This window comes from Rhizobium sp. N122 (genome assembly GCF_002211295.1).
Taxonomy (GTDB): domain Bacteria; phylum Pseudomonadota; class Alphaproteobacteria; order Rhizobiales; family Rhizobiaceae; genus Rhizobium.
Map to the genome: position 1 here is coordinate 32,250 of NZ_LOKU01000034.1, position 21,898 is coordinate 54,147.

22 protein-coding genes are annotated in these 21,898 nt (G+C 63.5%); 9 read left to right on the plus strand and 13 right to left on the minus strand.

What is annotated here, in order from left to right; all coding sequences use genetic code 11:
• Nucleotides 1–9: 9 nt before the first annotated feature.
• From ATY75_RS21745 to ATY75_RS21760, 4 genes are all read right to left on the minus strand, one after another.
• Nucleotides 10–993 carry an ABC transporter substrate-binding protein gene (locus ATY75_RS21745; RefSeq protein WP_088939154.1) on the minus strand — a complete coding sequence of 328 codons (984 nt, stop codon included), beginning with the start codon at nucleotides 991–993 and terminating at the stop codon, nucleotides 10–12.
• 38 nt (nucleotides 994–1,031) lie between these two features.
• Entirely contained in the window at nucleotides 1,032–1,886 is an 855-nt protein-coding gene (locus tag ATY75_RS21750; RefSeq protein ID WP_064841699.1) for an ABC transporter permease, read from the minus strand.
• 10 nt (nucleotides 1,887–1,896) lie between these two features.
• The gene (locus tag ATY75_RS21755) at nucleotides 1,897–3,249 is read right to left on the minus strand and encodes an LLM class flavin-dependent oxidoreductase (RefSeq protein ID WP_064841700.1); all 1,353 of its coding nucleotides are present in this window, start codon (nucleotides 3,247–3,249) and stop codon (nucleotides 1,897–1,899) included.
• A 351-nt stretch (nucleotides 3,250–3,600) separates the two neighbouring features.
• A complete protein-coding gene (locus ATY75_RS21760) occupies nucleotides 3,601–4,386 on the minus strand; it encodes an IclR family transcriptional regulator (RefSeq protein ID WP_088939155.1) in 786 nt (261 codons plus the stop codon).
• A gap of 223 nt (nucleotides 4,387–4,609) precedes the next feature.
• Here ATY75_RS21760 and ATY75_RS21765 point away from each other — a divergent pair, with 223 nt between their 5' ends.
• The 8 genes from ATY75_RS21765 to ATY75_RS21800 are packed head-to-tail and all read left to right on the plus strand — an operon-like array spanning nucleotide 4,610 to nucleotide 12,808.
• The gene (locus tag ATY75_RS21765) at nucleotides 4,610–5,680 is read left to right on the plus strand and encodes an ABC transporter substrate-binding protein (RefSeq protein WP_088939156.1); all 1,071 of its coding nucleotides are present in this window, start codon (nucleotides 4,610–4,612) and stop codon (nucleotides 5,678–5,680) included.
• A 21-nt stretch (nucleotides 5,681–5,701) separates the two neighbouring features.
• Nucleotides 5,702–7,216 (plus strand): sugar ABC transporter ATP-binding protein, encoded by a 1,515-nt coding sequence (locus ATY75_RS21770; RefSeq protein ID WP_088939157.1) that lies wholly within the window; start codon nucleotides 5,702–5,704, stop codon nucleotides 7,214–7,216.
• Nucleotides 7,213–8,175, plus strand: coding sequence for an ABC transporter permease (locus ATY75_RS21775; RefSeq protein ID WP_088939158.1), 963 nt, complete (start codon nucleotides 7,213–7,215; stop codon nucleotides 8,173–8,175). The genes ATY75_RS21770 and ATY75_RS21775 overlap by 4 nt, the downstream gene beginning before the upstream one ends.
• Nucleotides 8,172–9,113 carry an ABC transporter permease gene (locus tag ATY75_RS21780; RefSeq protein WP_088939159.1) on the plus strand — a complete coding sequence of 314 codons (942 nt, stop codon included), beginning with the start codon at nucleotides 8,172–8,174 and terminating at the stop codon, nucleotides 9,111–9,113. Before ATY75_RS21775 ends, ATY75_RS21780 begins: the two co-directional genes overlap by 4 nt.
• On the plus strand, nucleotides 9,110–10,066 hold the full coding sequence (locus ATY75_RS21785) for an amidohydrolase family protein (protein ID WP_088939160.1): 957 nt from the start codon (nucleotides 9,110–9,112) through the stop codon (nucleotides 10,064–10,066). Before ATY75_RS21780 ends, ATY75_RS21785 begins: the two co-directional genes overlap by 4 nt.
• On the plus strand, nucleotides 10,059–11,369 hold the full coding sequence (locus ATY75_RS21790) for an alanine racemase (RefSeq protein WP_088939161.1): 1,311 nt from the start codon (nucleotides 10,059–10,061) through the stop codon (nucleotides 11,367–11,369). Before ATY75_RS21785 ends, ATY75_RS21790 begins: the two co-directional genes overlap by 8 nt.
• 49 nt (nucleotides 11,370–11,418) lie before the next feature.
• On the plus strand, nucleotides 11,419–11,763 hold the full coding sequence (locus ATY75_RS21795; protein WP_088939162.1) for a RidA family protein: 345 nt from the start codon (nucleotides 11,419–11,421) through the stop codon (nucleotides 11,761–11,763).
• A gap of 31 nt (nucleotides 11,764–11,794) precedes the next feature.
• Entirely contained in the window at nucleotides 11,795–12,808 is a 1,014-nt protein-coding gene (locus tag ATY75_RS21800; protein WP_088939163.1) for a succinylglutamate desuccinylase/aspartoacylase family protein, read from the plus strand.
• On the opposite strand, the gene ATY75_RS21805 is transcribed toward ATY75_RS21800, so the two are convergent.
• The 7 genes from ATY75_RS21805 to ATY75_RS21835 all read right to left on the minus strand — a co-directional run bounded on the left by ATY75_RS21805 (nucleotide 12,805) and on the right by ATY75_RS21835 (nucleotide 18,707).
• Nucleotides 12,805–13,989: a hypothetical protein gene (locus ATY75_RS21805; RefSeq protein WP_088939164.1), complete on the minus strand. Its 1,185-nt coding sequence runs from the start codon at nucleotides 13,987–13,989 to the stop codon at nucleotides 12,805–12,807. The two genes, ATY75_RS21800 and ATY75_RS21805, sit on opposite strands and share 4 nt — an antisense overlap.
• Before the next feature lie 96 nt (nucleotides 13,990–14,085).
• Nucleotides 14,086–14,760: a 4-carboxy-4-hydroxy-2-oxoadipate aldolase/oxaloacetate decarboxylase gene (locus ATY75_RS21810; protein WP_088939165.1), complete on the minus strand. Its 675-nt coding sequence runs from the start codon at nucleotides 14,758–14,760 to the stop codon at nucleotides 14,086–14,088.
• An 88-nt stretch (nucleotides 14,761–14,848) separates the two neighbouring features.
• Nucleotides 14,849–15,685, minus strand: a complete 837-nt coding sequence (locus ATY75_RS21815; RefSeq protein ID WP_064841712.1) for an ABC transporter substrate-binding protein — start codon at nucleotides 15,683–15,685, stop codon at nucleotides 14,849–14,851.
• A 31-nt stretch (nucleotides 15,686–15,716) separates the two neighbouring features.
• On the minus strand, nucleotides 15,717–16,481 hold the full coding sequence (locus tag ATY75_RS21820) for an amino acid ABC transporter ATP-binding protein (RefSeq protein WP_088939166.1): 765 nt from the start codon (nucleotides 16,479–16,481) through the stop codon (nucleotides 15,717–15,719).
• Nucleotides 16,478–17,233: an amino acid ABC transporter permease gene (locus ATY75_RS21825; RefSeq protein WP_064841714.1), complete on the minus strand. Its 756-nt coding sequence runs from the start codon at nucleotides 17,231–17,233 to the stop codon at nucleotides 16,478–16,480. Before ATY75_RS21825 ends, ATY75_RS21820 begins: the two co-directional genes overlap by 4 nt.
• Nucleotides 17,230–17,937 carry an amino acid ABC transporter permease gene (locus tag ATY75_RS21830; protein ID WP_042119768.1) on the minus strand — a complete coding sequence of 236 codons (708 nt, stop codon included), beginning with the start codon at nucleotides 17,935–17,937 and terminating at the stop codon, nucleotides 17,230–17,232. The genes ATY75_RS21825 and ATY75_RS21830 overlap by 4 nt, the downstream gene beginning before the upstream one ends.
• Nucleotides 17,934–18,707, minus strand: coding sequence for an SDR family oxidoreductase (locus ATY75_RS21835; RefSeq protein WP_088939167.1), 774 nt, complete (start codon nucleotides 18,705–18,707; stop codon nucleotides 17,934–17,936). The genes ATY75_RS21830 and ATY75_RS21835 overlap by 4 nt, the downstream gene beginning before the upstream one ends.
• Nucleotides 18,708–18,940: 233 nt before the next feature.
• On the opposite strand from ATY75_RS21835, the gene nac reads away from it, so the two are divergent.
• On the plus strand, nucleotides 18,941–19,846 hold the full coding sequence (gene nac / locus ATY75_RS21840; protein WP_088939168.1) for a nitrogen assimilation transcriptional regulator NAC: 906 nt from the start codon (nucleotides 18,941–18,943) through the stop codon (nucleotides 19,844–19,846).
• 6 nt (nucleotides 19,847–19,852) lie between these two features.
• Here nac and ATY75_RS21845 read toward each other — a convergent pair whose 3' ends face one another.
• Together ATY75_RS21845 and ATY75_RS21850 are read right to left on the minus strand one after the other, a co-directional pair.
• Complete coding sequence (locus ATY75_RS21845; RefSeq protein WP_088939169.1) at nucleotides 19,853–21,055, minus strand: pyridoxal phosphate-dependent aminotransferase; 1,203 nt, start codon at nucleotides 21,053–21,055, stop codon at nucleotides 19,853–19,855.
• Nucleotides 21,056–21,116: 61 nt separating this feature from the next.
• A complete protein-coding gene (locus ATY75_RS21850; RefSeq protein WP_088939170.1) occupies nucleotides 21,117–21,884 on the minus strand; it encodes a 5-oxoprolinase subunit PxpA in 768 nt (255 codons plus the stop codon).
• Nucleotides 21,885–21,898 lie beyond the last annotated feature (14 nt).

Sequence of the window (21,898 nt, forward strand, 5' to 3'; positions counted from 1 at the left end):
CACTCTTCCTCAGTTGCTTGCCGGCTTGGCATCGGCCGCGAAGATGATGTCCTTCGCCGCTAGCTGGCCTTGCTTCAGCTTGCCCTCGCGAACCAGGACGTCGATCCAGAACTGGATATCGCGTTCAACAGGCAGACCGCCGGCGCGCACGCCGTAGCCGCGGAAGTATTGAGCAATATCAGGGTTTTCGCCGCGTTCGGTCAGGGCCTTGGCCAGGATCTTCTTGGTTTCCTCGGGATGTTCGCGGGCATAATCGAGGGCGCGGGCCGACTGCTCGACGAAGATCTTCGAGGCTTCGGGATGCTTCTGAATGAAATCGCGGCGCAGAACCACGAAGCCGCCGGCAATGTCGCCGAGCACGTCGGTATCGTCGAAGACCGCCCGCAGGCCGCCATTCTTCAGCGCCGCACCCTCGAAGGTCGTCTGCCAATAGCCGAAGGCGGCAATGTCGACCTGCTTGGAGCGCAGCACCTGTTCGAGCTGCGGCCCGGGAACGACGACCTGATTGGCGGAGTCGCTCGGCAGGCCGACAGAGTGCAGGGCCTCGCGGATCGTATAGTCGAGATGGGCGCCGAGCGTGTTGACGGCGATGCTCTTGCCGGCAATGTCCTTGATGCTTTTGATCGGGCTGTCTTCCAGCACGTAGAAGGTCGACTGCACCTCGTCATTGATGCCGTTCGACGGATAGGCGGCGACAAAGTCGTTGCCGCCGATGATCGAGTTCAAAACGGCTGACGTGGCGGCGCTGCCGATCTCGACGTCACCGGATGCGAGCGCGATGAGAGAGGCAGGTCCGCCCTGGGCATAGCCGACATTTTCCAGCGTGATGCCGGTGTCTTTGAAATAGCCGAGCGCATCGGCGAGTTCATGGGCGGCAAGGCCGCCTTGGCTCGCGAGATAGCGCAGCTTGACGGTATCGGTGGCGGCTGCCGGCGTGGCGAGACCGAGCGCGATCACGGCCGGCAGGAGAAGGTTGCGAGGATGGAAAGTCATGACGTGTCCTTTCGGAAGAGGAAAATCGGAGAAAGAGATCAAGCGTTCGGCTGAGACCAGCGGCAGAGGCGGCGTTGCAGGAGAACCAGCAAGGCATTGGCGGCAAGGCCGAGAAAGGCGAGCAGCAGGATCGCCGCAAACATCAGCGGGATCTGGAAATTGTACTGGGCGTTCATGACCTGGAAGCCGATGCCCTTGTTGGCGCCGATCATCTCGGCGGCGATCAGCAGGAGCAGCGCCGTCGTCGCCGAGAGGCGCAGACCGACGAAGATTGCGGGGACGGAGGCCGGCAGAATGACGCGGCGGAAGACAGTCAGCGATCCGGCGCCATAGGTCCGCGCCATCTCGATAAGCTTCTGGTCCACCTCCTTGACGCCGCCGATCGTGGCGAGCAGCACCGGAAACAGCGTCGCCCAGAAGATCACGAAGATCTTGGACGTTTCGCCGAGGCCGAGCAGCAGGATGAAGACCGGATAGAGCGCCAGCGCCGAGGTCTGGCGGAAGAGTTGCAGGATGGGATCGAGTGCCTGCTCGACGGCACGAACCTGGCCCATGAACAGACCGAGCGGAATGCCGATCACGACGGCAAAGACGAAGGCGGTTCCGGATCGCTGCAGACTGATGGCGATGTCATCGAGCAGCGCGCCGTTGGCAAGGTTGGTCCACAGAGCCGAGAGGATTGCGTTCAAGGGCGGGAAGACGGCGGGATTGACCCAACCTTCGGTGCTCGATACCTGCCAGAGCGCGAGGAAAGCGAGGAGCAGGCCATAACGCGGCAAAAGCGATGCCAGCGCGCCGCGCAGATAGGATGCGAGGATCGAGATCGTGCTTGTTTCGCCGCTTTTCAGGCGGCCGAAGCTTCTCGGGAGGACCTGGTTGATTTCATAGGCCATGGGTCGCTCCTCACTCTGCTGCCTGAAGGGCTGCGTGTTCGGCAGCCCATCGATTGGCGGGGAAAGGCAGGCCGAGATTTTCCCGGAGCGTCCTGCCCTCATAGGCGGTGCGGAACAGGCCGCGGCGCTGCAGTTCCGGGATGACCAGATCGACGAAATCGTCGAGGGCCGTCGGCAGCCAGGGCGGCAGAATGTTGAAGCCGTCGGCCGCTTCGTTCTCGAACCAAGTCTGCAGCGTGTCGGCGATCTGCTCGGCCGTGCCGACGATGGTGTAGTGGCCGCGGGCCGATGCGATCCACTGATAGAGCTGGCGGATGGTGAAGTTGTTTTCATCGGCGATCTGGCGGATGAGGGCCTGGCGGCTCTTCATACCTTCGGTCGGCGGCGCCGGCGGCAAAGGACCGTCGAGATCATAGCCGTGCAGGTCGAGCGTGCCGCCGGTCAGGCCGTTGAGGAGGCCGATCCCGTCCTCTTCGACGATGAGCGAGGTCAGGCGGTCGTATTTCTCCCGCGCCTCGGCTTCGGTCCTGCCGACGAAGGCGGAGACGCCGGGCATGACCAGGATGTGATCGGGGTTGCGACCGAGACCGCGGGCGCGTGCCTTGATATCACGGTAGAATTCCTGGGCGGTTTCGATGTGCTGATGGGCGGTGAAGATCACTTCGGCCGTTGCCGCGGCAAGCCCGCGCCCGTCGTCCGACTGCCCGGCCTGGACGATGACGGGATGTCCCTGCGGCGAGCGCGAGACGTTGAGCGGGCCGCGCACGCTGAAATGCTCGCCGCGATGGTCGGTATCGTGCAGCTTCGCCGGATCGAAGAACACGCCGCTCTCCTTGTCGCGGATGAACGCGTCGTCCTCGAAGCTCTCCCAGAGTTTGCGGACGACGTCGACATGTTCGGCAGCACGGCGATAGCGCTCGGCATGCGGAAGCTGCGTGTCGCGATTGAAGTTCTGCGCCGTGAGATCACCTGTGGTGGTGACGACATTCCAGCCGGCGCGGCCCTCCGAGATCAGGTCGAGCGAAGCGAATTTACGGGCGGTCGTATAAGGCTCCTCATAGGTGGTCGAGGAGGTGGCGATAAAACCGAGATGGGTGGTCAGAGGCGCGAGTGCGGAAAACAAGGTGACAGGCTCGAAGCCGGCGACACGGGCATTGCCGCCTTCGCGTGCGCCGCCAAAACCGACGGCCAGCCCATCGGCCAGGAAGTAGGCATCGAAGAGGCCGCGCTCAGCCGTCAGGGCGAGTTGCTTGTGAAACTCGAAACTGGTGGCGCCGTCGGCCGGCTGGTCGGGATGGCGCCACGAGGCGACGTGCTGACCGCCACCGGGGAGAAATGCTCCAAGCCTGATTTTCCGTGTCATTTCGTGTCCTCTCCGTTTGCCGTCCGCAGCCCGGTCTTTCCCAAGCCAAGGTATGAAAGGTCGGCTGCCGGAGTACTAAAATACGTTCTCCATAGATTTTATAGAGAAACTTCATTCCGTAGTTTCGGGAGAAGAGTGAATAGATTTTCGGGATTGGCTTGAATCTGGAAATCAACGATCGGGCTAAACGGGGAGGTCTTCCACGTCTTCGGTCCGGATAGGTCGATACGCAGCATTCCGCGAGCCCGGCGAAGAGCCTGGGGCGCGTGACTAAAAGGGCATGCCGCTGGTGACCGGTTTATGCACGATTCCCGTATCGCCGGCGATCGATCATATGTTTCCGCCCGGGCGTCAGCTTCGTTTTGGCCGGGCCGGGGCATGCTCCAGGCCGGCGGCGGCCCTCTTCAGGCAGTCGAGATAGCGGTCCCGGTTGGCGATGCCGTCGTCGCGCGGGGTGACGAGGCAGAGCGTTGCGGCGGCATGGCCTTCCTCGCCGCGCACCGGCACGGCAAAACAATGGGTGAAGCTGTCGACGATGCTGTTGAAGGTGAAGAGGCCCTCGCGCTCGGCCTGGCGCACCTCGGCGATGAAGGTCTGGGGCTCGAGCCATTCGCCGCCCGGCAGGCGGAAATCCTGCGGCGGAATGAAATTCAGGATGTCCTGATCCGAAAGATGCGCAACCAGCAGCCGTCCCGACGCCGTCCACGGGATCGGCACCGACTGGCCGACATCGGTCGAAATGCGGAACGGCCGCGCGCCTTCGCGCATGCGCACCACCGTATACCGGTTGCCATCCAGCATGCAGAACTGCGCCGTCTCGCGTGTCTCGTCGGCAAGCCGTTCCAGCGTCGCCTCGCATTCGCGGGTGAAATCGAAATGATTTTCATAGGCGGCGCCGAGGAAATAGAGTTTGCGGCCGAGATAGACCCGTCCCTCGCCGCCGGTGAATTCCAGAATGCCGTTGCTCAGCAGCAGGTTGACGAGTTCGTAGACCGAGGAGCGCGGCGCGCCGATCTGCGCTGCGATTTCGTTCGGCTTCAGCGCTTGCCGTTTCTGGCGCAGGAAATCGAGGATTTCGAAGGCGCGGTCGAGCCCGCGGGCGCGTTTGCCGGCTGCTTCGTCCTGAACTGCATCCATTGCTGTCGATCCCAATTTCTGTTCGGCCAAGCTTTTCAAATCCTCCGCCGCATCTGTCAACCGACCTCCGTGATTTCACAGCAGACGAAAATTTTTTTCACCCCTCTTGCGAGGTAGAAAAATCGGCATAAGATCGCCTCGTCCGGTATAAAGATCATGTGTACGGTATATTGGACATCGATGGCAGGCCGTCAAGGCTGCCGCACAAAAAAAGGGGATCGACATGAAGAATTTTGAACACAGCATTTCCGCTTCACTACGCCGCCGCCTTCTCGCCGGCGCTGCCGCTGCCGCGGCCCTCCTCGTCTTTTCTACGGGCACGGCCTTGGCCGCCGCCAATTGCATCAAGGGCGATAGGAAAGCGCCCTATACGGTCGGCTGGGCGAACATCTATTCGGTGCCGACGTGGATGAAGCAGACCGAAGGCACCATCGCGGCCGAGGTGGACGAGTTGAAGAAGGCGGGTCTCGTCAAGGACCTGATGATCACCGACGCGCAGGGCAACGCCCAGACGCAGATCCAGCATATCCAGTCGATGATCGACGCCAATGTCGACGCCATCGTCGTCATCGCCGGCTCCTCCAACGCGCTCGACCGCGTCATTTCAGATGCCTGCGACAAGGGCATCGCCGTCGTCAATTTCGACAGTCTGGTGAACACCGACAAGGTGACGGCAAAGATCAACACCGATTCCAACGAATGGGGTGCGACCGCTGCCAAGTGGATGGTCAGCCAGCTCGGCGGCAAGGGCAAGATCATCATCATGAACGGCCCGGCCGGCATTTCGGTCAGTGATGATCGCCGCAAGGGTGCCCAGCCGGTGCTCGACGCCAATCCGGGTCTGCAGGTGATCACCGAGACCAACACCGAATATAACGTCGCGCCCGCACAGGAAGCGATGACCAGCCTGCTCTTTGCCAACCCCGACATCGACGGCGTGCTGTCGCTCGGCGGCGCGCTGTCGGCCGGTTCCGTCCTCGCCTTCGAGCGCCAGGGCCGTGACCAGGTGCCGACGACGGGCGAAAATGCCAGGCAGTTCCTGGAGCTGTGGAAGGAGAAGGGCCTGAAGGGCTGGGCGACGATGCAGCCGAACTGGCTCGGCGCGCTCTCTGTCTATACCGCCGTACAGGCGCTGCAAGGCAAGGACGTGCCGGCTTTCGTCAAGGTGCCGCTGCCCGTCATCGACGACAGCACCATCGGCAGCTACCTCGCCCGGGCCGACAAGTTCCCGGCCGACGGCTATATCTACTCGGATTACGACCAGGCGCTCTTCGACAAGCTGCTTGCCAAGTAATCCTGAGCTGAGGAAACCGTCATGACGGAAGAACGGCCGTTGCTGGAAGCCCGGCAGGTGTTCAAGGGATTTTTCGGAAACCTCGTTTTGAAGGGCGTCGACATCGCCCTTCTGCCGGGCAGGGTTCACGCCCTGCTCGGCGAAAACGGCGCCGGCAAGTCGACGCTGATCAATCTCCTGTCCGGCGCCCTTCAGCCGGACAGCGGCTCCATCCTCATCGACGGCAAGCCTGTCGGGCGTTTCAGCCCGGCGGCGGCGCGCGCGGCCGGTATCGCCGTGGTTCAGCAGGAGCTGAGCCTGACGGCCAGCCTGTCGATTGCCGAAAACATCGGGACCGGCGCCTTTCCGCGCCGGTTCGGCCTGATCGATTACGCAGCGCTGCATCGTGGCGTGCAGGAGGTCTGCGATATGGTCGGGCTCACTGAACTGCTCGACATGCCGGTCGCCGATCTCGCGCTCGGCCGCCGTCAGATGGTGGAGATCGCCAAGGCGCTGTTCCGCAAACCGCGCGTGCTGATCCTGGATGAGCCGACCTCATCGCTCTCCGCGCATGAAGCCGGCATCCTTGCCCGCCTCATCGAGACGCTCAAGGGCCGCGGCATCGCTCTTCTCTATATTTCCCACCGCCTCAACGAGGTGCAGGCGCTCTGCTCGCATGTCACGGTGCTGAAGGACGGCGGGGTCACGGCCGATCAGTCGCTCTCCGGCATCGACGGCGAGGGGCTGGTCCGCCTGATGGTCGGCCGTGAAACCGGCGACCTGTTCCCGCCGCGTGTCGCCGCCAAGCCCGGTGCGATGCGCATCAGCGTCGAGGATTTTTCCGCCGGCATCGTACGCCATATCGGCTTCTCTGCCCGCGCCGGCGAGATCGTCGGCATCGGCGGGCTGGTGGGACAGGGGCAGGAAGACCTGCTGCTGGGGCTCTACGGCGCGATTCCCGCGTCGGCGGCCCGGGCGGAAATATCGGGCAAGCCCGACCTGCCCGCCAATGTCGGTGCGGCGAATGCAGCCGGCATCGTCTATGTGCCGGCCGACCGCAAACACGAGGGGCTGGTGCTGCCCCATTCCATCGCCGCCAATCTCGTCCTGCCCTCGCTCGGACGGCTCACCCGCAAGGGGCTGCGCGACCTGACGGCGGAAAGCGGTCTGGTTGCCGATCTCGCCCGCCGGCTGACGATCAAGGGCGATACGGCCCGCCCGGTGCAGGCGCTTTCCGGCGGCAACCAGCAGAAGGTGGCGCTGGCCAAATGGCTGCCGCTCGATCCCTCCATTCTGCTGCTCAACGATCCGACGCGCGGTGTCGACATCGAGACCAAGCGGGAAATCTACCTGATGCTGCGCGCTTTCGCCGCCGAGGGGCAGCTCGTCATTCTCGTCAGTTCCGATACGCCGGAGCTCGTCCATCTCTGCGACCGCGTCGTGGTTCTGCGCGAGGGGCGGGTCGCGGCAACACTATCACAGGATGCGATCAGCGAAGGCGCAATCGTCGGCGCGGCCATGGGTATTGCGGCTGCGACGCAGGGAGAGGCGGCATGAGCACGATTTCATCATCCCGGCTTTACGGGTCGATCCAGCTCCGCCGCAACCGCGGCCTCGCCGGCCTCTATCTCGTCGTCGCCGCCTTTCTCATCCTCTATGCGGTGCTCTTTCCCGGCATTCTTTCGATCGGCGGCTTTTCCAAATTCACGCAGAACTGGTTCCCGCTCGCGCTCGTCACCATGGCGCAGGCGCTGCTCATGCTGAACGGTGGCATCACCCTGGCGATCGGCCCGCTCGTCAGCCTCGGCGCCGTGATCGCGGCGACGACGATGCAAGGGGTGCTCGGTGTGCCGGGCGGCATTCTGGCTGTCGTGCTCGCCGGCCTGTCGATCGGCGCCGTCATCGGCGCCATCGTGACGCATCTGAGATTGCCGGCGATCATTGTCACCCTGGCCGGCTCCTTCATCATCAGCGGCGTCGCGCTCATCCTGCTGCCGCGGCCGGGCGGGTTCATTCCCGATTGGCTGTCGACGGCGCTTGCCGGCCACACGCCCGTCGCCTTCCTGCTGCTGGTCGTCATCCTCATGCTCTGGAAAGCCTTTCTCGCAACGCCGCTCGGCCTCGGCATCTATGCGGCCGGCGACAATCCGGTCGGTGCCTTCCGCTCCGGCGTCCCGGTCGAGCAGGTGAAGGTCGCAGCCTTCGCGCTCTCCGGTCTGCTTGCGGCGCTGACCGGCCTTTTCGTCGCGGCGCAGACCGGCTCGGGCGATCCCGTGATCGGCACACCCTTCACGCTGAACTCGATCGCCGCCGCCGTGCTCGGCGGCGTCGGCTTCCTCGGCGGCAAGGGCACGATGCGCGGCGCGATCTGCGGCAGCCTGCTGCTCTCGGTGATGATCAACGTGATGTTTTTCCTCGGCTTCCCGCCGGTTGCGCAATATGTCGCTCAAGGGTTGATCATCGTCGGCGCGGTCGCCATTCCGGAACTTCTTAAGGTTTGGAGGGCAAGGCGATGAACATCGTCAGATCCGCGTTTCGCAATCCGCCGCTGCTCACCTTCCTTCTGGTCGCGCTCGTCTGGATCGTCGCAAGCGTCACGCTGCGCGGTTTCGGCGCCTATGGCCATCTGCGCTACCTGCTTGAACTCGCCGCGGTGATCGGCATTGTCGCTGCCGGGCAGACGCTCGTCATCCTGATGGGCGGCATCGATCTTTCGGTCGGGGCCGTCATCACCGTCACGGCGATCCTGCTGCCGCTGATTTCGCCGGCCTGGGATCCGACCGGCCTTGCCGGCATCGCGGCGGCGCTTGCCATCGCCACCAGCATCGGCCTGATGAACGGTGCGGGTGCTGCCTATCTTCGCGTGCCGCCGATCATCATGACGCTTGCCATGGCGACCTTCCTGCAGGGCCTGCTCGTCATCGTCGCCGGCGGCAGCGCCGTCACCGTCAGCAACCCGGCAGTCATTCTGCTCGGGCAGGCGCGGCCGCTCGGCATTCCCTCGGGCATTCTGCTATGGCTCGCCGTCTCGATCGTCGTGCTGCTACTCGTCCACCGCATGCCGATCGGCGCCCGGTTCCGGGCGCTCGGGGCAAACCCGCTCGCCGCCCGGCTTTCCGGCGTCAGTATCACCCGCAACACGCTGATCGTCCACACCCTGTCCGGCTTCTTCGCCGGGCTTGCCGGCATTCTCGTGCTCGGCATGAACCGGCAAGGTTATGTCGGCATCGGCGACCCCTATCTGCTGACCTCGATCGCCGCCGTCGTGCTCGGTGGCACCTCCATCCTCGGCGGCCGCGGCACCTATGCCGGCACCATTCCGGGGGCGATCCTGCTCGTCACCACGACAGCGCTGATCACCGTCGTCAATGCCTCGCCCGGCTGGCGCTCGATCATGTTCGGCACGCTGATCCTTGCCCTGCTGCTCGTTTCCGGCCGCGAGGCGCGCAGATGACGAAGCGCTATGACGGGCCGGTGATCGACCCGCATCATCATCTCTGGGACCTCAGCCTGCAGCGCCATCCCTGGCTTCAGAAAGCGCGCGAGACCGGCGAGGAGATGGTGGTCGGAAACCTCGGACCGATCCTGCGTGATTACGGCATCGACGATTATCGCGCCGATGCCGCGCGACAGAACGTCATTGCGACGGTGCATGTGGAGGCCGGCTGGTCGGTTGCCTACCCGCTGGAAGAGAGCCGCTGGCTTGAGGGTCTCGACCGCAGTTCCGGCGTGGCGCGCCGCTATGTCGCACGCGTTCCTCTCGACGGGCCGGATGCCGCGCGCCTGCTCGAGGCAGAAGCGGAAAACCCCAACGTCGTCGGCATCCGCGATATTCTGAGCTGGCATCCCGATGCGGCGAAGCGTTTTGCGCCGCGCCCGGATCGCATGGGCGATCCCGCCTGGCGCGCGGGGCTTGCCCATGCCACGCGGCTCGGGCTGGTCTTCGACCTGATGCTCTATCCCTGGCAGATGGCGGAGGCGCTCGATCTGGTGCGGGCCTTTCCGCAAACGCTTTTCGTTCTCAATCACGGTGGCAGCCCTGCCGACCGGACGGAGGACGGCATGGCGCTCTGGCATCGCGGCCTGCGGGCGCTCGGCAAAGAGCCGAACCTGCGCCTGAAGATCTCCGACCTCGTCGCCTATGACCATGCGTGGACGCTCGAAAGCCTGCGGCCGGTGATCGAACATTGCCTCGCTTGTTTCGGCCCTGAGCGCGCGATGTTTGCCAGCGACTTCCCGGTCGCCGGCCTGCATGCGTCTTTCGACGAGGTCTATCAGGTGTTCCGCGCGGTCGCCGCCGAGTTCTCTCTGGACGAGCAGCGTGCTTTGTTCTTTGCCACCGCCAACGACACCTATCGCCTTGGTTTGGCCGATCCGGCCGAGATCGGGAGAGGTTCCCATGTCTGACCTTCATGCGATGACAGAAAACGTGCTGATCGACGAGCGGGTGCGGGGCTTTCCGCCCGGCCACCCGCCGCTGCCGCTCGCGGCCATCGGAACCCGGGGATGGAAGCCCTATGACGGCCGGATGGCGCTGCCGCTGATCTCGCTCGACCGGCAGGCCTTCGCCGGTAATGTCGAGCTGATGATGGCCTATGTGAAGAGCAATAGGGCCGAAATCGCGCCGCACGCCAAGACGCCGATGTCGACGGCGCTGGCGGACATGCTTCTTTCGGCGGGCGCCTGGGGCGCGACGGTTGCCGACATTCGTCAGGCCGCCGTGCTGCTCAAGGCCGGACAGCGCCGGTTGATCCTCGCCAACGAGATCGGCGGGGTCGCCGCGGCCCGCCGGCTGGCGGCCCTGCTCGGCCATTATCCCGATGCGGAGCTCCATGTCTTCGTGGATTCGACAGCGCTCGTCGAGGCGCTTGCCTTCGCCTGGCAGGAGCGCGGAGACCTGCCGCCTCTCGGCCTGCTGGTGGAGTTCGGCGCCGGCCGCGCCGGTCTTCGCAGCGCCGAAGCCGCGGCGGGAATTCTCGACGCAATCCTTGCCGTGGAGACGCCGGCCTTGCGGCTGAGCGGCATCGCCGCCTATGAGGGTGCGGCCGCGACCGCCGATCCGGAAGAAACGATGCTTCGCATCGACGCGCTGATGGCGATGATATCAGATTTCCTGCCGAAGATCCGCGTCCGCATCGGAAGAGAGCGGCCGCTTCTCGTCACATCAGGCGGTTCGGTTTTTTTCGATATCGTCGTCGCGCGGCTTTCGGCCGTCGTCGCGGCCGATCCCGCCTGCCGGCTCGTGCTGCGCAGCGGCGCGATCTTCTTTCACGACCACGGCGTCTATGAGCGCGGCCTTGCCGGTCTCGATGCGCGCGGCGGCTTTCGCATCGGCGGCGACATCGTTTCCGCGGCGGCGGGTTTCCGTCCGGCGCTCAGGGTCTGGGCCGAGGTCCTGTCGCGGCCGGAGCCAGGGCTTGCGATTTCAGGCATGGGCGTGCGCGACGTGGCGATAGACCAGGACTTGCCGCGGCCGCTGGCGCTTTATCGCAATGGCGTGCGCCTCGCCGATCTCGACGGCGCCAGAGTTTTCCGCCTCAACGACCAGCACGCCTTCATGGCGCTTGCCGATGACAGCGACGTCGCCGTGGGCGACATCATCGAGTTCGGCATCTCGCATCCCTGCACCTGCCTGGACCGGCATGCGATCCTTTATGGCCTCGATCCGGATCATTCGGTAACGGCAGCCTATCTCACAAGCTTCGGCTGAATTCTCCCTGCAAAACCAAGAATGTAAAACCAAGAAAAGGAAAAGCTGCATGATCCAGCGCTATCAGAAGGGCTCGCGTATGAGCCAGGCCGTCAGCTACGGCGGTCTCGTCTATATTGCCGGCCAGGTCGCGGAAAATCGCAAGGCTGATATCGAGGAGCAGACCCGCGATGTGCTCGGCAAGATCGACGCCCTTTTGACGGAAGCTGGGACCGATCGCTCGCGTCTCCTCGCCGTCAACGTCTTCCTGCCGGCGATTACCGATTTCGAAGCAATGAACGGCGTTTATGACAGCTGGATCGACATTGAAAACCCGCCGGCCCGCGCCTGCACCGAAGCGCGTCTGGCCGATCCGGACCTGCGCGTCGAAATGACCGCGGTCGCGGCGCTGTAACCGCGCGGCACCGCCCCGCACTGGAGGGACCATGCATAGCGGCCTCGTCAATCCGATCGACTTTTCGCGTGAGGGCCGGCAGGCCGGCCATCTCGCCATTCCCTATTCGATCGACCGTTCGCCCTATTATCAGATCCGCATTCCGATCCTTCGCCTCAAAAATGGCGAAGGGCCGTCTTTGCTGCTGATGGCCGGCAACCACGGCGACGAATACGAGGGCGAACTGCAGCTCGGCCGGCTGATGCGCCTGCTTGATGTTGCTGATATAAGTGGCGCCGTCACCATCCTGCCGATGGCGAACCTGCCGGCGGTGATGGCGGCCAAACGCTGCTCGCCCTTCGACGGCGGCAACCTCAATCGGGCCTTTCCCGGCGATCCCGCGGGGGTCCCAACGGCGCGCTTGGCGCATTTCCTCGAACACGAACTCTTCCCGCGCCATGACGTCATGCTCGACCTGCATTCGGGCGGCACGTCGATGGCGCACCTGCCCTGCACGCTGATCGAGCGGCAGGCCGACGCCGTCCGCTTCGAGCGGTCGGTCGCGCTGATGCGGGCGATGGGCGCATCGCATGCCTTCATCGCTGACAATGGCCCGGCGGCGCCGACATCGATGGGGGCTGCGGCAAGGGCCGGTATCGTCGGTCTTTCCGGCGAGTTCGGCGGCGGTGGAACCGTGACGCCTGCGACGATGGCCTTCACGGCGGCAGCGATCGATCGGCTGCTTTTGGCGCTCGGCATTATTAGGCGTCCGGTCCTTTCCCGCACGCCACTGGCTGAGCTTGGGCCGCTGCAACTCCTCTCGCTGTCCCGGCACAGCCAGGGCATCTACGCCGATCGCAGAGGCTGGTTCGAGCCGGCCGCAGCCCTTGGCGCCATGGTTTCGGCCGGCGACCTGGCCGGATGGTATCATGACCTGGAACGCCTGGAGCAGCCGGAGGAAGAGCTGCACTTTGCCGAGGGCGGTATCGTCATTTCCCACCGGCTGCATTGCGACAGCCAGGCCGGCGATTGCCTGATCCAGGTCGCCGAACCGATTGCCGCTTAGCGAAGCCCGTCGACTGCCGCGCTGACCCAGTCGAGACGTTTGGCCGGGATCAGGCCGTAATTGTAGAAGTTCACGCCGTCAGCGCCGGCATCGACGGCCGCCTGGGCGCGTGCCGCCAGCACCGAGGCTTCACCGACCTCGGGATAGAAGACGCGCAGGCCGACACCGAGGAATTTCTCCGATCCAAGTGCCGCCCGGCCGGCGCGCATGACATCGGCGACAGCATCCGGCGTCATGTCGTAGCAGCAGAGGATCGCCCCGTCGCAGAGCTTGCCGACAGCTGAGAGATCGACGCCGCCGAGCCAGCCGTCCTTCAGGTCGATCAGCACGATCCGGCTCGCCGGATCGGCCGCCGCCTTGATCTCACCGATCAGGCTGGTCACCGGTTCGCTGCGCCAGGCGAGATAGGCGTGCAGATCGGGGTGGTCGCGGAAGGCGTCGATGCCGGCCGCCGGAAAATCCGGGAACTGGCGTTCCGGGACATCACGCTCGCAGAATTCGGCGATGAAGCGCGCAGCCGTTCGGCGTGCGCCTTCGACCGGTACACCGGCCTTTGCCGCGCGCGCCGTGCAATGGTCGCAGAAGCAGAGCGACAGCAGGAAATCATCCTCGGCATTGAGGCCGACGCCGTCTTTCTCATGATGGTATTCATGCGCGAAGCCCATGAAGTTCGGGCTTTCCAACTCCACCATATCCGGCCGGTAATTCTCCGTGATGTCGCGGACAAGGGTGACGGCATAGGCGCGCGCCGCCGGGCTGGAGGGGCAGAGATTATAATAGTTGGGATTGCCGAAGGCGTTGCGCGTCACGTGGTCGGGATACAGCATGCCGAGGCGGCTGTTGTGAAGGCAGACCGTCCAGCAGGAGACCCGCAGACCGGTCGCGTCGCGTCCCCTGGTCAGCGCCTCCAGCATGTCGCCGCGCTCGGTGACATTCTCCGCCATCAGCGGCCGGATCAGCTTGTCCTGCCACAGGCTCTCGTCCGGCCGGAAGTAGACCGTCCCGTCCTCGGGAAAATAGGCCTTTTGCTGCGGGCTGCGCGGCTGCAGGAAGCGGCCGGCATGATAGGAGGTCGCCATGCTGATCGTGTTGAGGCCTACCCTGTTGCGAAGCTCGGCGGCAATCGCATCGAGCCCCTGGTCCTGGATATCCCAGGGGTAAGTCCACATGGAAAGGTGCATGGCGCGCTCCGCTCAAGTCTGTCCACTTTATAGAACATGTGTCCATAATGGTGTCCAGAGTGACTTTGGCGCGCTCAGGCCTTTTGCTGTTCCTTGTCAGATGTCGACGACAAGGCCCTTGGCTTTCAGCACCGGCGCCAGATTGCTGACCTCGATGACCGATTTGCCCGCCTTGTAGGCGGCGATATAACCGGCTTCGGCATCTTCGCGAGCCTGCGACAGCCGGGCGGCTTCCCGGGCTTCCTGCCTGCGCACGACCACCAGCCCGTCGGCATCGCCGACGATGATATCGCCGGGATTGATGATTTCGCCGCCGACGATGATCGGGTCGTTCACCGCCGCAATGGTTTCCTTCACCGTGCCCTTGATGCAGACGCTGAGCGAGAAGACGGGGAAACCGAGTTCCCGCAACTGCAGCGTGTCGCGCACGCCGGTGTCGGTGACGAGACCGCCGATGCCCTTGGCAAGGCAGGCATTGGCAAGCACGTCGCCGAAGGATCCGGCCTCTTCGTATTCGCCGGCCGAGACGACGATGATATCGCCGGGCTTTGCATAGTTGATAGCGAGCTGCAGCATGATGTTGTCGCGCGGCGCACATTTGACCGTGAATGCCGGGCCGCACAGTTTCATGCGGTAGTCGACGGGCTTGAGGCGGGAGGAAAGTGCGCCGCGGCGCCCCTGGGCTTCGTGGATGGTCGCCGGCGAAAATTTCGAAACGGCCTCGATGTCAGCTTTGCTGGGCCGTTCAGCGATGTCTTTTATATGAATCATGGGTGCCTCACATCGTTGGTAGACGGCGGGCAAATCCCGCCGTCTTGTCTCGGTTGAATGTCTTCGGGAGGTTCCGAGACCGGTCGGTCTACGGGATCGGGTCGAATTTCAGCTGCGCGAGCGGCACGACTTTGTCGGTGCGGGTCATCTTGTACTCGGTGTTCGGGCCGAGCCACTTGTCCCAGATCTTGTTGATTTCACCGGACTCGTCGAGCTTGTGCAGGATCTCGTTGATCTTGGCGGTCAGCGCCGGCTGATCCTTGGCCATGCCGATGCCGATCGGCTGATAGAGCATCGGCTCCTCGATCATCCGCATTTCCTTGCCCTTGCTCTTCGATTCATTGACGAACTTGGTCGTCGTCATGGTGTTGGCGACCATGCCGCGCGCCTTGCCCTGCTGGACGGCGAGGTAGGCCGAAGCGGTATCCTGGAAGGTCAGCGGGTCGGATTTGTTGAGCTTGATCGACATTTCCGAGGTCGAGCCCTTGGTCGAAGCGATGCGCTGGCCGGCGTAATCGGCCTTCGACTTGCCGGCATCGTCGGCCGGCACGATCAGCATCTCCTTGGCGAGATAATAGGGATCGCTGAACTGGATCTGCTCGGCGCGGCTCAGCGTATAGGCAAGGTTGGCGACGGTGATGTCGACGCGGCCGAGCTTGACCTCCGGCACGCGGGCTTCGACCGAAACCGGCTTGATCTCGGCCTTGACGCCCAATTCCTTGGCGATGGCGCCGCAGAGATCGACGTCGAAGCCGGCCATTTCGCGGGTCTTCGGATCCGGCGAAGCGAAGGGAGGAACGTCGGCGAACGTCGCGCAGCGCAGGGTCTTGGCCGACATGATGGTGTCGAGCTGATCGGCTTTCGCGGGCAAGGCGGCTGCCAGGCCGGCAAATGCGACGGTGAGGCTTAAGTATTTCCAGTTCATTGCTGTTCTCCTTTGTTTTTGGTGGTTGGTATCAATGCCTGAGATCAGCGAGGAAACGCTGAGCCCGGGGATGGGCCGGATTTTTGAAGAAGTCCTCGGGAGTTGCCGTTTCGATGATCTGGCCGGCATCGATGAACCAGATCCGGTCGGCGACATCGCGCGCAAAACCCATTTCGTGGGTGACGCAGAGCATGGTCATGCCTTCGGCGGCCAGGCTCTTCATGACCGCGAGCACTTCGCCGACCATTTCGGGATCGAGCGCGCTCGTCGGTTCGTCGAACAGCATCACCGGCGGTTCCATGGCAAGCGCACGGGCGATCGCCACCCGCTGCTGCTGACCGCCAGACAGCTGCCCGGGATAGGCGCGGGCCTTGTCGGCGAGGCCGACCCGATCGAGCAGCTTGAGGGCCTTTTCATGCGCGATACCGGGCGCCACGCCCTTCACCCGGATCGGCGACATCGATACGTTCTCGGCGACCGAAAGATGCGGAAACAGGTTGAAGTTCTGAAACACGAAGCCGATCCGGCTGCGCATCGCATTGAGCGCCTTTGCCCGCATCGAGGCATGAATATCTTGTCCGTCCAGCGTGATCGATCCGCTGTTGATCTCCTCAAGACGATTGATCGTGCGGATCAGCGTCGATTTTCCCGAACCGGACGGTCCGCAGATGACCACGACCTCGCCGCGCGCCACCTCGGCGTCGATATCCTTCAGAACCGGATAGTCGCCATAGCTCTTGCAGACCCGTGAAAGCCGGATCGTCTGCGATTCCTGCATTGAAACGGACATGGTCATAGCTGCTCCGATACGATTTTCGACGGCGTGACCACGGCGGCGGGGACGTTGAGAAGTCCCGCACGCCGCCGCGTGATGCGCCGCTCGAGGCGATTTGCGAAGTAGGTCAGCGTCCAGCAGATGGCGAAGTAGACGATCGCCAGGATGAGGAAGACCTGGAAGGGCTGCGTCAGCAGCTGGTTGTTGACCTGGCTTGCGGCAAAGGTCAGGTCCGGCACGTTGATCACGTAACCGAGCGTCGTATCCTTGATCGTCGAGACGAAGGTGGAGAGGATGCTCGGGATCATGTTGTAGAGCGCCTGCGGCAGGATGATGTAGCGCATTGCGCCGATATAGCTGTGGCCAAGCGCCCGCGCCGCATCCATCTGGCCGGGACCGAGCGCGACGATGCCGGCTCTGACGACTTCGCTCAAAAACGCGCTCTGATAGACCACGAGCGTCGTCAGCATGGTGACGAAGCTCGGCACGTCGGCGCCGGTCAGCAGCGGAACCAGGAAATAGCTCCACAGAATCAGCATCAAGAGCGGCACGCCCCTGGTGAAATAGACAAGGGCGGTGACCGGCCAGCGCAGCAGCGGCGATTTGGAGAGCCGCGCCATTGCAAACAGGATGCTGATCGGAAAGGCGAGAGCGATGCTGAGCGCCGACAGGATCAGCGTATTGGCGAGCCCGCCGAGCGGTCCGTTCGGATATTGGCCGATCAGGAGTAGCAGCCAGTAGTCGCGGACGATGGCGATCATGTCGTGGATCATGCGCGCGCACTCCTGGCAGGATCGGCGCGCATCGACAGATAGGCGCCGATGCTCATGATCACGAGCGAGAAGAAGAGGTAGAGAACCGTGCCGATCAGGTAGATCTCGAAGGTGCGGAAGCTGAGGTTTTCAATTTCCTTGACCGCATGGGTCAGTTCCGACGCGCCGATGACGACGGCGAGGCTGCTGTTCTTGAACAGGGAGACACTGTGATTGATGAGCGGCGGCAGCGCGTTGCGCACGCCCTGCGGCATGATGACGAAACGCATCGCCGAGACGTAACCGTGGCCGAGAGCGCGGGCTGCCTCCATCTGGCCGGGACCGACCGAGCGCACGCCCGAACGAAGGTCTTCGCTGAAATAGGCCGCCTGGCAGAGCCCGAGCCCGATCACCGCGAAGATCGCCTCGGCATTGTGGCTTGCGAGCCAAGTCGCCACCCCGTTCGGCATCAGGGTGAAAATCCCGAAATACCACAGCATCAGCTGAACCAGGGTGGGGACGTTGCGGTGGTAGGATACGTAAGCGGCGACCAACGGATCGCCGAAGCGGAAGGGCGACAGGCGCACAGCCAGCAGCAGCAGTGCGAGCGCCATCGCCAGAGACCAGGACCCGGCATAGATGATGAAGGTCATCTCGATGCCATGCAGCAGCATGGCCGCATATTCGGGATTCCCCAGGATTGCCGAAAGGTCGAAGCCGCTCACGAGCCTGGCTCCCCGGATGGAGCCGTCTTCGGCTGCGGCCTTGCGGTCTGCAGGCCGCCCATGACCTGTAGCGTCGGCGTGATCTCCATATGTCCGATGTTGACGGCAACGGGAGCCGATATGGCGAAGGCGATCGCGTCGGCGATATCGGCCGCTTGAGGCAGTTCGAAACCGTCGATGAACTTTTCCCGGATGCTCGGATCATCGCCGTGGACGTGATTGAAAATATCGGTGGCGACACGGCCGGGGCAGATTTCGGTGACCCGCACCCGTTTGCCGAACGCGTCGATGCGCAGCTGGTTGGACAGCATGCTCACGCCGGCCTTGGTGGCGTGATAGGAGGAGTTGCCGCCGAAATTATAGGCGCCGGCGATCGACGAGATATTGATGACATGCCCGCGGTCGCGCGCCACCATGCCCGGCACCACCAGGCGGCAGATGTGCAGAACCGCGCGGAGATTGACGTCGACGAGGAGGTCGATATCGCTCTCGTCGGCTTCGAGGAACTTCTTCGGCCGGTCGACGCCGGCATTGTTGACGAGAATGTCGAACTCCACCCGGCCTGCGAGCGCGGCCATCCCCGCCCGGTCGGTCACATCGATGGCATGGGCAATACAGCCCGTACGCTCGGCCAGCTGCTGCAGCGCTTCAGCGCTGCGGGCAACGGCATGGACCTCGATATTCTCCCGGCGAAGCCGCTCAACCACGGCTGCGCCGATCCCGGAGGATGCGCCGGTCACCAATGCGGTCTTGTAATCGGAGAATGGCATTGTCGTTCCCTTGTGGTTGATTGAGACAGTAGCGAAGCTTTAACCCCTTGCCTAAGACCGATTATCTCTGGAGCAATAAGCAACGGTTATGGAGCCGGCGCGGTCTGCCGAAGAAGAGAAAGCGGCGATGCCGGTATTCTCTCGCGGCCCCGCTTCAGGCCGCGCCGCGTTGCAAAAGCAATGCGCCTCTGCAAACATGCCATCCGCAGATCAGAATGGTACCCCCGATCCCCATGGACATCAGACGCCTCAAATCTTTCATCGTGATCGTCGACAGCGGCAGCATCACGCGCGCGGCGGATCTCTTGCATATCGCCCAGCCGGCTCTCAGCCAGCAGCTCGCGGCGCTGGAAGAGCATTTCGGCCACAAGCTGCTGATCCGCAGCCAGCAGGGCGTCAGCATGACCGATGCCGGGCACGCGGTTTATCGCCATGCGCAGATCATCCTTCGGCAGATGGAGCAGGCGCAGGCCGATGCATCGGCGGCGGGCAATTCGCTTGCCGGGCGCGTCTCGGTCGGCCTGGTGCCATTCAGCAGTGCGGCGACGCTCTCCGTCGATCTGCTGGCGGAAACCCGGAAGCGGCATCCCGGTATTCTGCTGCACCTGACAGAAAGCGTCGGCCAGACCTATAGCCAGATGATCATGAACGGCCGGCTGGAGATGGCGCTTCTGCATGGAACCGGACCGATCAAAGGCGTGCGCTTCGAACCGATCCTGAGCGAAGAGTTTTTTCTGGTCGCCCATCGCGACTTTGCCATCGAAGCGGATACGAAACCCGTTGCGGTCACCGCTCTCGACGGCATACCGCTGCTCCTGCCGCCGGCCTATAACTTCGTCCGCCGCGCGGTCGACACTGCCTTCACCCGCACACGCACCAATTTGAAGGTCGTGGCGGAGGTCGAGATCGTGCGCACGCTCGCCCGCGCGGTCGGCAGCGGCCTCGGCGCGACGATCATGCCGAAGGCGATTGCCGATCGCATCGTCTCGGAATCGAGCGAGCCGCTGATCTGCCGGCTGGTCTCGCCGCGGATCGAAGAAACCCTGTCGCTTTGCGTTTCCGACCAGAATCCCCTGTCGGAACCGGCCCTTGCCGTCCGCGACATCCTTCTGGAATTGACGGCGCGGCTGAAGGGTTAAAAGCGGTCAGCGCATCTCCTTGCAGAACTGGGCGATACGCGCGCAGCCTTCCCCGAGCTTTTCCATGCTTGTCGCGTAGGAAATGCGAAAGAAGGGGCTCATTCCGTAAGCCGCGCCTTGCACAGTCGCGACATGATGCTCCTCAACCAGACCCATGACAAAATCGACGTCGGTCTCGATCTTTCGGCCGCCCTTGCTGGTCTTGCCGATCAGCTCCGATATGTTGGGATAGATATAAAAGGCGCCTTCGGGCCGATGGCAGCGCAGCCCTTCCACCTCCGACAATTTGTCGAGGACGAAGTCGCGTCGCGTTTTGTAGATCGCCGCCCGCTCATTCAGCAGGTCTTGGGGCCCGTCCAGCGCCGCGGTCGCTGCCGCCTGGGTCAGCGTCGCGATACCGCCGCCATTCTGGCCGTTGACGTTGCTGATAGCCGAGATCAACTCTTTCGGGCCGGCGCAGAAGCCGAGCCGCCAGCCGGTCATGGCGTAAGCCTTGGAGACGCCGTTCATCGTCAGGACGCGGTCGTATAGTCTCGGCTCGACTTCCGCAATCGTGCAGAACTGGAAGTCGTCATAGACCAGGTGTTCGTAGATATCGTCGGTCATGATCCAGACGTTGGGATGGCGCAGCATGACCTCGGCGATAGCGGCCATCTCCGCCCGGGAGCAGGCTGCGCCGGTGGGATTGTTCGGGAAATTCAGGAAAAGCCATTTGGTGCGAGGCGTGATCGCCGCTTCCAGATCCTCCGGGCGAAGCTTGAAGCCGGTCTGCTCGTGGCAGGGCACGGCAACCGGCACGCCGCCGGCGAATTTGACGATGTCGGCGTAGCTGACCCAGGAGGGCGTCGGGATGACGACCTCGTCGCCCGGATTGCAGGTCGCCAGCATGGCATTGAAGATCACCTGCTTGCCGCCACCGGAGACGACGATCTGGCTGGCATCATAGTCGAGATTGTTGTCGCGCTTGAACTTTTCGATGATGGCGGATTTGAGCGCCGGCGTGCCGTCCATCGGCGGATATTTCGTATCGCCGGCAAGTGCAGCCGCATGGGCCGCCTCGATCGCATGCGCCGGGGTGGGGAAATCCGGCTCGCCGGAGGAGAGGCTGACCACCTTGATCCCTTTGGCCGCCAATTCCCGGGCGCGCTGGGTCATGGCGGCGGATGCTGAAATGGAGACGTTTTTCAGTCGGTCGGCGATGACGGACATTGACATGGTCCTTCGATGAGGGATTGAAACGAGAGACCGCCCGCAGGCGATCGGAATTGCGTTATTCGGCGAGTTCGGCGGCAGGTGCGAGGGTGGCGCCCGTGGCTTCGATTTCACCGCGCACGATGCCGGCGAGCTCGAGGGCGCCCGGTGTGTCGCTGTGGACGAGAATGGAGCGTGCCGGCATGGCGATCACCGCACCGTCGATCGACTCGACGCTGCCGTCGACGAGGAATTTCCGCACACGGGCGCGTACGGCGGCTTCGTCCTTGATGACGGCTCCGGGCAGCCCACGCGTGACAAGCTTGCCGCCGGCGTCATAGGCCCGATCCGCGAGGAAAAGCGCTAGCGTTTTCAGGCGCGCGCGTTTCGCCGCCTGCTCGATCTCGCTGCCTGACGTGACGAAAACGACGAGATTGGCGTCGACGGCCGCGATCGCATCCATCATCAGATCGGCAAGGACCGAGTCGCGGTTGACCATGTTACCCATGGCCGCATGGAAGCTGATATGGGAGACGGCGACCCGCTCGGCTCTGGCAATCGCCATCAGCGCGCCGAGCTGGTAGAGCATCTGCTGGCGAAGCTCGTCCGCCTGAAAGGGGATTTCGCGCCGGCCGAAGCCCAGCCGGTCGGGCAGGCCGGGATGGGCGCCGATGCCGACGCCATTCTGCTTTGCCAGCCGCACCATGCGCCCCATCGTATCGGGGTCGCCGCCGTGGAAACCGCAGGCGATATTAGCCGAGGAGACGATCTTCATCATCGCTTCGTCATCGCACAGCCGATAGGGACCAAATCCTTCGCCCATGTCGGAATTCAGATCGATCTTCATCCGTTCCTCCTCTT

Coding starts and splice junctions, on each gene's coding strand:
- ATY75_RS21845 (WP_088939169.1), bottom strand. CDS start 21,055: ATGTCCGTCATCGCCGACCGACTGAAAAACGTCTCCATTTCAGCATCC.
- ATY75_RS21745 (WP_088939154.1), bottom strand. CDS start 993: ATGACTTTCCATCCTCGCAACCTTCTCCTGCCGGCCGTGATCGCGCTC.
- ATY75_RS21790 (WP_088939161.1), top strand. CDS start 10,059: ATGTCTGACCTTCATGCGATGACAGAAAACGTGCTGATCGACGAGCGG.
- ATY75_RS21785 (WP_088939160.1), top strand. CDS start 9,110: ATGACGAAGCGCTATGACGGGCCGGTGATCGACCCGCATCATCATCTC.
- ATY75_RS21805 (WP_088939164.1), bottom strand. CDS start 13,989: ATGCACCTTTCCATGTGGACTTACCCCTGGGATATCCAGGACCAGGGG.
- ATY75_RS21775 (WP_088939158.1), top strand. CDS start 7,213: ATGAGCACGATTTCATCATCCCGGCTTTACGGGTCGATCCAGCTCCGC.
- ATY75_RS21770 (WP_088939157.1), top strand. CDS start 5,702: ATGACGGAAGAACGGCCGTTGCTGGAAGCCCGGCAGGTGTTCAAGGGA.
- ATY75_RS21750 (WP_064841699.1), bottom strand. CDS start 1,886: ATGGCCTATGAAATCAACCAGGTCCTCCCGAGAAGCTTCGGCCGCCTG.
- ATY75_RS21835 (WP_088939167.1), bottom strand. CDS start 18,707: ATGCCATTCTCCGATTACAAGACCGCATTGGTGACCGGCGCATCCTCC.
- ATY75_RS21815 (WP_064841712.1), bottom strand. CDS start 15,685: ATGAACTGGAAATACTTAAGCCTCACCGTCGCATTTGCCGGCCTGGCA.
- ATY75_RS21810 (WP_088939165.1), bottom strand. CDS start 14,760: ATGATTCATATAAAAGACATCGCTGAACGGCCCAGCAAAGCTGACATC.
- nac (WP_088939168.1), top strand. CDS start 18,941: ATGGACATCAGACGCCTCAAATCTTTCATCGTGATCGTCGACAGCGGC.
- ATY75_RS21760 (WP_088939155.1), bottom strand. CDS start 4,386: ATGGATGCAGTTCAGGACGAAGCAGCCGGCAAACGCGCCCGCGGGCTC.
- ATY75_RS21800 (WP_088939163.1), top strand. CDS start 11,795: ATGCATAGCGGCCTCGTCAATCCGATCGACTTTTCGCGTGAGGGCCGG.
- ATY75_RS21795 (WP_088939162.1), top strand. CDS start 11,419: ATGATCCAGCGCTATCAGAAGGGCTCGCGTATGAGCCAGGCCGTCAGC.
- ATY75_RS21825 (WP_064841714.1), bottom strand. CDS start 17,233: ATGATCCACGACATGATCGCCATCGTCCGCGACTACTGGCTGCTACTC.
- ATY75_RS21780 (WP_088939159.1), top strand. CDS start 8,172: ATGAACATCGTCAGATCCGCGTTTCGCAATCCGCCGCTGCTCACCTTC.
- ATY75_RS21850 (WP_088939170.1), bottom strand. CDS start 21,884: ATGAAGATCGATCTGAATTCCGACATGGGCGAAGGATTTGGTCCCTAT.
- ATY75_RS21820 (WP_088939166.1), bottom strand. CDS start 16,481: ATGACCATGTCCGTTTCAATGCAGGAATCGCAGACGATCCGGCTTTCA.
- ATY75_RS21765 (WP_088939156.1), top strand. CDS start 4,610: ATGAAGAATTTTGAACACAGCATTTCCGCTTCACTACGCCGCCGCCTT.
- ATY75_RS21755 (WP_064841700.1), bottom strand. CDS start 3,249: ATGACACGGAAAATCAGGCTTGGAGCATTTCTCCCCGGTGGCGGTCAG.